The 6,766-nt window shown below is 60.6% G+C and carries 6 protein-coding genes; 2 read left to right on the top strand and 4 right to left on the bottom strand.

Annotated features, from left to right (window positions below; translation table 11 throughout):
* Positions 1-244: 244 nt before the first annotated feature.
* Both ACK5L9_RS09375 and ACK5L9_RS09380 read right to left on the bottom strand, forming a co-directional pair.
* Complete coding sequence (locus ACK5L9_RS09375) at positions 245-919, bottom strand: amino acid ABC transporter permease (RefSeq protein WP_416911198.1); 675 nt, start codon at positions 917-919, stop codon at positions 245-247.
* Positions 919-1,728, bottom strand: coding sequence for an ABC transporter substrate-binding protein (locus ACK5L9_RS09380; RefSeq protein ID WP_416911199.1), 810 nt, complete (start codon positions 1,726-1,728; stop codon positions 919-921). The genes ACK5L9_RS09375 and ACK5L9_RS09380 overlap by 1 nt, the downstream gene beginning before the upstream one ends.
* A gap of 398 nt (positions 1,729-2,126) precedes the next feature.
* Here ACK5L9_RS09380 and ACK5L9_RS09385 point away from each other — a divergent pair, with 398 nt between their 5' ends.
* Both ACK5L9_RS09385 and ACK5L9_RS09390 read left to right on the top strand, forming a co-directional pair.
* Positions 2,127-4,043 (top strand): ATP-binding protein, encoded by a 1,917-nt coding sequence (locus ACK5L9_RS09385; RefSeq protein ID WP_416911200.1) that lies wholly within the window; start codon positions 2,127-2,129, stop codon positions 4,041-4,043.
* 287 nt (positions 4,044-4,330) lie between these two features.
* Entirely contained in the window at positions 4,331-5,149 is an 819-nt protein-coding gene (locus ACK5L9_RS09390; RefSeq protein WP_416911201.1) for a hypothetical protein, read from the top strand.
* 68 nt (positions 5,150-5,217) lie between these two features.
* Here ACK5L9_RS09390 and ACK5L9_RS09395 read toward each other — a convergent pair whose 3' ends face one another.
* Positions 5,218-5,919 (bottom strand): ABC transporter ATP-binding protein, encoded by a 702-nt coding sequence (locus tag ACK5L9_RS09395; RefSeq protein WP_416911202.1) that lies wholly within the window; start codon positions 5,917-5,919, stop codon positions 5,218-5,220.
* On the bottom strand, positions 5,906-6,682 hold the full coding sequence (locus tag ACK5L9_RS09400; protein ID WP_416911203.1) for an ABC transporter ATP-binding protein: 777 nt from the start codon (positions 6,680-6,682) through the stop codon (positions 5,906-5,908). The genes ACK5L9_RS09395 and ACK5L9_RS09400 overlap by 14 nt, the downstream gene beginning before the upstream one ends.
* Between the last annotated feature and the right edge of the window lie 84 nt (positions 6,683-6,766).

The raw sequence follows: 6,766 nt of genomic DNA on the forward strand, positions 1-6,766 counted from the left end.
CCCTGCAAAAGCCTACGGCGAAGCGCGGTTTTTGCTGCACCGTCCGCCTATTTTGCCCCCGGCCACCGCCCTTGCCAGACCGGGATGGCGTGCCGCGCCCCGCACCGCATGGAACATGCGTTCCGATTGCCGCTGCGGGAAGCGGGGGGGCCGGGGGGTGCAACGCCCCCGGCCATCGCGGGACGCAAATCATCCGGCGGTGACATCACGCGACGCTAGCCGGCACGACATCCCGCGCCGCTGCCTATCGCGCCACGCCCCGGCTGAACCGCCGTTCCAGCCTGCCCGTCAGCCGCACCATCGGCCACAGCAGCGCGACATAGATCAGTGCCGCCAGCAGCAGCGGCGTCGGACTGGCGAACAGCGCCTGCGCATCCGTGGCCTGTTTCAGCATGTCGTTCATCGCCACGACCGAAGCCAGCGATGTGTCCTTCATGATCGACACCGAATAAGAGGCCAGCGGTGGGATCATCATCCGGAACGCCTGAGGCAGGATCACAAGGTGCATGGCGGTGACGAAGCGCAGGCCAAGTGCCTCGCAAGCTTCGAACTGGCCCTTTGGCACGGCCTCGATTCCGGCACGCACGACCTCGGCGGTATAGGCACCCAGCACCATCGACAGGGCGATGGTTGCCGCGACAAAGGACGAAAAGACGATCCCGGCGAAGGGCAGCGCGTAATAGACAAGGATCAGCACCACCAGCACCGGGATGGCGCGCAGCATGTCGATATACAACACCGCCAGCAGCCGCAGCGGTTTCGGACCGTAAAGGCGCAGCAGGCAAAACAGAACGCCCAGAAAGCCGCCAAAAACGATCGCCGCGCCCCCCAGCAGAACGGTATTCAGCAAGCCGCGCATCAGGATCGGAAAGGACCGCCGGGCCACATCCGCATTAAAGAAAATATCGAGGAACTCCATCAGTCCGCCGATGTCGGCACGGGCAGCGGCGTCAGTGTCAGGCTGTCTGCGGCGGCGGGCACGCCGAACCATTTTTCATACAGCGCCGCCATGGTCCCGTCGGTTTTCATCGCGGAAATCGCGTCATTGAACGCCTGCAAACGATCCGAGCCCTTGGGCATCATGATCGCATATTTGTCGCCCGTGGGGATCTGGAACGAGACCTCAAGCTTGTTCATGTCGGGTTGGGCAAAGGCGTATAGCAGCCCCACCGCGTCATTGACCGCCGCATCGATGCGACCGTTGCGCAGGTCAGTGACCAGATTGATCGTCGTGTCATAGCTGGAATAGGAGGCATAGCCCAGTTCGGCCTCGCGTTCCTTCAGCCAGTTCTCGGATACGGTGGTGGCGATGGCCCCGACACGCTTGCCCTTCAGATCCTCCAGCCCGGCAATGCCCGCGTCCTTCTTGACGCCGACGCCCAACGCGCCCTCGGCATAGGGCTGGGTAAAGGACTGTGCTTCAAGCCGTTCGTTGGTAATGGTCAGCGACGAAATCACCGCATCCACCCGGCGCGAGGCCGTGGCGACGAACAGCGCCCGGAAATCCAGGCCGTCTATTTGCGTGGTGGCACCGGTGCGGGCGGCGATTTCATTGACGATATCGACCTCGAACCCCTCGAATTCGCCGGCTTCGTTCTTGAACTCCCATGGCGGGTTGGCGGGGTAGGATCCGATCTTCAGCACCTCTTGCGCCGTGGCGGCGGCACCCGAAAGGGCCGCGACGGTCATGAAGGCAAGTCCAAGCAGCAGATGTCTTGCGGTGGTCATCACTGAATACTCCCTGTTTTTCGGTCAGGCGGTTTGCCCGCGCTGACAAAAATTTTAGACTCGAAACATATACGGTTTCAAACCTTTTCCCGCACATATCCGGTGATTGTCGGGGATAACGCTGCACCTGCCGCAAAATCGGCAGAAAACGGCATACGATTTATCCCTGCCTGCCCTGCCCTGCCACTCTCTTGTGGCAATAACAGCGGCATGGTTGCAACATGCGACGGGATTGACAGATGTGGCAAACATGATCCTTGCTATGCGCGGCACGGTAATTAACAATTGTCTGTCAAGGGGTCGCAAAAAACGTGATGAATTTTGCGAGAGGCCGGGGGGCATCCGGCCTGTCCGGTAACTGGTGACTGATAGCGTGGCCTGCACGCGAGAGCCGGGGCATGGTGACACAGCGAAAGCGGCGCACATACAAGATTCCGATAACGCTGGCCAAGTATGGCATGCTGCTGGCGGTGCTGTCGGGTATCGTCACCAGTACCATCCAGATCATCGGCGATTACGCCAGCGAGACCCATCGCAACGAACAATTCATCCTGAATATTCTGGAAATTTCGGCCTCGGGCGCGGAACAGGCGGCCTATGAGCTTGACGACAAACTGGCTTACGGGGCCATCGAATCGCTGCTGATCTATGATTTCATCACCTCAGCACGCATCGTCGATGACCGGGGCAGAGTTATGGCTCAGGCCAACCGGACCCCGAAACCCGGCCTTGTGGATCAGGTGACGCAGGTGATCGCCCCGCTATTCAGGGATTACGAAAAAAGCCTGATCGACGAACAGACTGGCGCCTATCTGGGCAAGCTAGTCATCACCGTACAGTCCAGCACCATTCTGAACGATTTCTATGGGCGCTCGGTGCGGCTGCTGGTGTCGGGACTGCTGCGCAACCTGTTCCTGACGACGATGCTGCTGTATCTGTTCTATGTGCTGCTGTCACGCCCGCTTGGCCGGCTGGCGCGGCAACTGGATGCTGTCGATCCGCGCCGCCCCAAGCCCTTTTTCATGCCGCAGGGCATTCACGACGCGGATAACGAGATCACCACCGTCGCCGAGGCCGCCAATGACATCCTGACCGCGAGCCAGCGCAACCTTGAGGAACTGGCCGAGGCCGAAGCCCGGAACGCGCAGATCAGCGACAAGCTGCGCCAATCGGAACGGCTGGCAACGGTAGGACAGCTTGTCGGGGGCATTGCCCATGATTTCAACAATATCCTGGCCGTGATCATGGGCAGTCTGGAAACCGTGTCGCAGGACGGGCTTGATGGCCGCGATAAAAGGTCGCTGGCCAATGCGCTGACGGCGGTCGAACAGGGTGCCAACCTGACCTCGCAACTGCTGACCTTTTCGCGCAGCCAGCCGCTGCGCCCCGTGCCGATCATCCCCGAACAGTTCCTGACCGGGCTGGACGGATTTCTGCGTCCGGCTCTGGGCGAAAGATATGATCTGAACATCGTCACGACCGGCGTGACCGGTACATGTCTGGCCGATGGCCAGCAGCTTGCCACGGTATTCCTGAATCTGGTCATCAATGCCAGCCACGCCATGCCCGACGGCGGCACGATCACGCTTGAGGCCGCCAATACCGCGCTGGACGAGGCATATTGCGCCAATGAAGGCGAAGTTGAGCCCGGCGACTATATCCGCTTCAGCGTCACCGACACCGGAACCGGGATGAGCGTCGAGGTGCAGGCCCATGCTTTCGAACCATATTTCACGACCAAGGCGGTTGGTCGCGGCTCGGGTCTGGGGCTGGCGATGGCCTATGGTTTTGCCAAGCAATCGGGCGGCCATATCAAGCTGTACAGCCAGTTGGGGTATGGTACGACGGTAAATCTGTACCTTCCTGTTGCCGGGCGGGATGCGGCGCTGGAAAATGGCGGGGCAGCGCATGCCGACAGCGCGGGCAGCATGCCCGACCTGACCGGCAAGCGCATCCTGATCGTCGAGGACAATCTGGCCGTGCTGGAGGCCGTCAGAAACCATCTGGACCGCATGAATGCCGAGGTGATCGCGCTGGATTCCGGCGAGGCGGCGATCAGATTTGCCGCCCAGAATGCGCCCGTCGATGCCGCTATTCTGGATGTCGTTCTGTCCGGATCAATGAATGGCCGCGAAGTTGGGGAAAGGTTGCGGATGGAATGGCCGGATTTAAGGATTGCATTCATGTCCGGCTATACCCGGAATGCGCTAATTCACAATGCACGACTCGGCGAAGATGTGATACTACTGCAAAAGCCGTTCACCAGACGCAGCCTTGTCGATGTCGTCTGCCGTTTGCTGGACGTACGGCCCTGACGCTTTGGCGTCAGGTAATCAGGGGGAAAAAATGACAGTCGCGGTGGCCATGGTTCATGAGCCTTCGGGTGTCAGCGCCTTCTTTCCGCACGATTGCTTTTTTCACAGGTCAACCAGATCCGGTGCCGCAGCGCGGGGGTGCGCGGTACCTCTGATGTCGGGGAGCGAGCCACATGTACAAATCGTGTATCGTCATAAGTGCCGGCCTGATTCTGGCGGGGCACGGTCAACCTGCGTCAGCGCAGACGCAAACCGAAACGCCGCCTGGCGTTCTCAAGGTCAGATACATGTCCGAGATGGGCGACCGGGCCAAGCAATTCGTCCATTGGAGCCTGCTTGAGCTGGCCCTGGAAAAAAGCGGCCGCCCCTTCGATCTGGACATCAGCGAAATGGGTGCCGCGCCCGGTCGGTCCAACCGCATCATGCGCGAAATGGGCGATGACGCGAATATCCAGTGGCATGGCGTGGGCGATGTCGGCGAAAAAGGTCTGTTGCCGGTCAAGATTCCGCTGTTTCGCGGGCTGCAAAGCTATTGGCCGCTTTGGGTCAATAGCAAGGATCTGGACAAGTTCGAAAACCTGCGCACAGTCGATGATCTGAACGATTTTGTTCTGTTGCAGGGCCAGAACTGGCACACGATCGCCGCATTTGAACGGGTCGGATGCGAGGTCGTGACGGGCCGGTTCCTGAACCTGCCCAAGATGCTGTCCCATAACCGCGCCGACATCCTGCCCTATACGGTCATCGAGGCGCGGGGGATGTTCGGCGATCATCCCGAGGAAATGGGCCTGACTCCGCTGGAACATGTCATGGTCTATATGCCGACGGTGATGTATTTCTTTGTCAGTCCCGACAATCAGGAATTGCATGACGCGCTGTATGAGGGGCTGCTGAAGTCTTTCGAGGACGGATCCTATGTCCAACTGCTGCGGACCCATCCCGGCACGAAAGACGCCTTTGCCGATATCGATCTGGAAAACATGCATGTCATCCATATCGAGGCCGACAACCTGGATAACGGGACATGGGAAATTCTGGACCATTTCCGCATCGAACCCGCCGAGGTTTATGGCGACATCTCGGCGCAGACGAACCTGCCGCAATAGGGGCCGCGCCGGGGCGGCCCCTGCCCTGATATATCCCCTGCGACCTCACAAGGCATGCAGGGGATGTATTACAAGCCCAGATAGGCCTCGCGGATACGGGGATCGGCGATCAGTTCGGCGGCCTGGCCCTCCATCGTGATCCGGCCGGTTTCCATGACATAACCCCGGTCGGCGATCTTCAGCGCGCCAAAGGCGTTCTGTTCGACCAGCAGCACCGTCACACCGCGTTCCTTCAGCGCCGTCACCACCTCGAAGATCTGCGCCACCAGCAGCGGCGCCAGCCCCATCGACGGCTCGTCCAGCAGCAGGCAGGACGGACGCCCCATCAGCGCGCGGGCGATGGCCAGCATCTGCTGTTGCCCGCCCGACAGGCCCCCCGCCGCCAGCGCGCGCTTTTCCCGCAGGATCGGGAACATCGCGAACGCCTCGTCCATGTCCTGCTGCACGCGGTCATCGGTGAAAAGATAGGCCCCCAGACGCAGGTTTTCCTCGACCGTCAGGCTGGTGAAGATCTGCCGCCCCTCGGGCGATTGCGCAAGCCCGCGCCGCAGCCGCTTGTATGCGGGAACCCGCGTCAGCATTTCGCCGCGGAATGTCACCGATCCGCCGGTCACCGGCTGCACCCCGGAAAGGCAGCGCAGCAGCGTGGTCTTGCCCGCACCATTCGCGCCGACGACAGTGACGATTTCGCCACTTTCAACATGCAGGTCGATCCCATGCAGGACCTCGATCCGCCCATAGCGCGAACGCAGCCCTTCAACCGTCAGCATTTTCCGCCTCCGTTCCCAGATAGGCCGAGATCACCGCCGGGTCGCGGCTTACGGTGGCCGGATCGCCCTCGGCAATCTTTTCACCGTGATCGAGCACAACGATATGGCTGGAAATGCGCATGACCATCTTCATGTCATGTTCGACCAGCAGGATGGCAACACCGGATTTGGCCACTTCGGCAATCAGTTGGTCGATTTCCTCGGTTTCAACCGCATTGCAGCCTGCGGCGGGTTCGTCCAGCAGCAGAACCTTGGGGTTCAGTGCCAGCGCCCGTGCAATTTCCAGCCGTTTCAGCGCCCCGTAGGAAAGGTTTCCGGCCTCGCGCTCTGCCGCCCTTTCCAGCCCGACGCGCGCCAGAAGATCGCGCGCACCGGCCTCTGCCGCCTGCGAGCGCCGTCGCGATGACGGCAGGCCAAGCATATCAGCGAATACCGGGCCCCGTTCTTGCAGATGATAGCCCGAGATGGCGTTTTCCAGCACTGTCATGCTCTGGAAAATTTGCAGGTTCTGGAATGTGCGGCTCATACCGCGCCGCGCCAGCAGGTCAGGGCGCAGCCCGGTCACATCTTCGCCATTCAGAACCACACGTCCTGTATCCGGCAGGTAGATACCCGAGATCATGTTGAAAAGCGTGGTCTTGCCGGCACCGTTCGGCCCGATGACCGATACGATTTCGCCGGGTTCCACCGCAAAGCTGACATCATGAACGGCACGCAGGCCGCCAAAGGTGATGCCAAGCCCGTTGATTTCCAGAAGGCTCATTCCCCTGCCCCCCGCAGCTTGCGCAGGATCGATGGCAGCAATCCTTCGCGCATGAAGATCATGACAAGCATCATGACAAGCCCA

The sequence above is a fragment of the Paracoccus sp. (in: a-proteobacteria) genome (assembly GCF_047973135.1).
GTDB lineage: Bacteria > Pseudomonadota > Alphaproteobacteria > Rhodobacterales > Rhodobacteraceae > Paracoccus.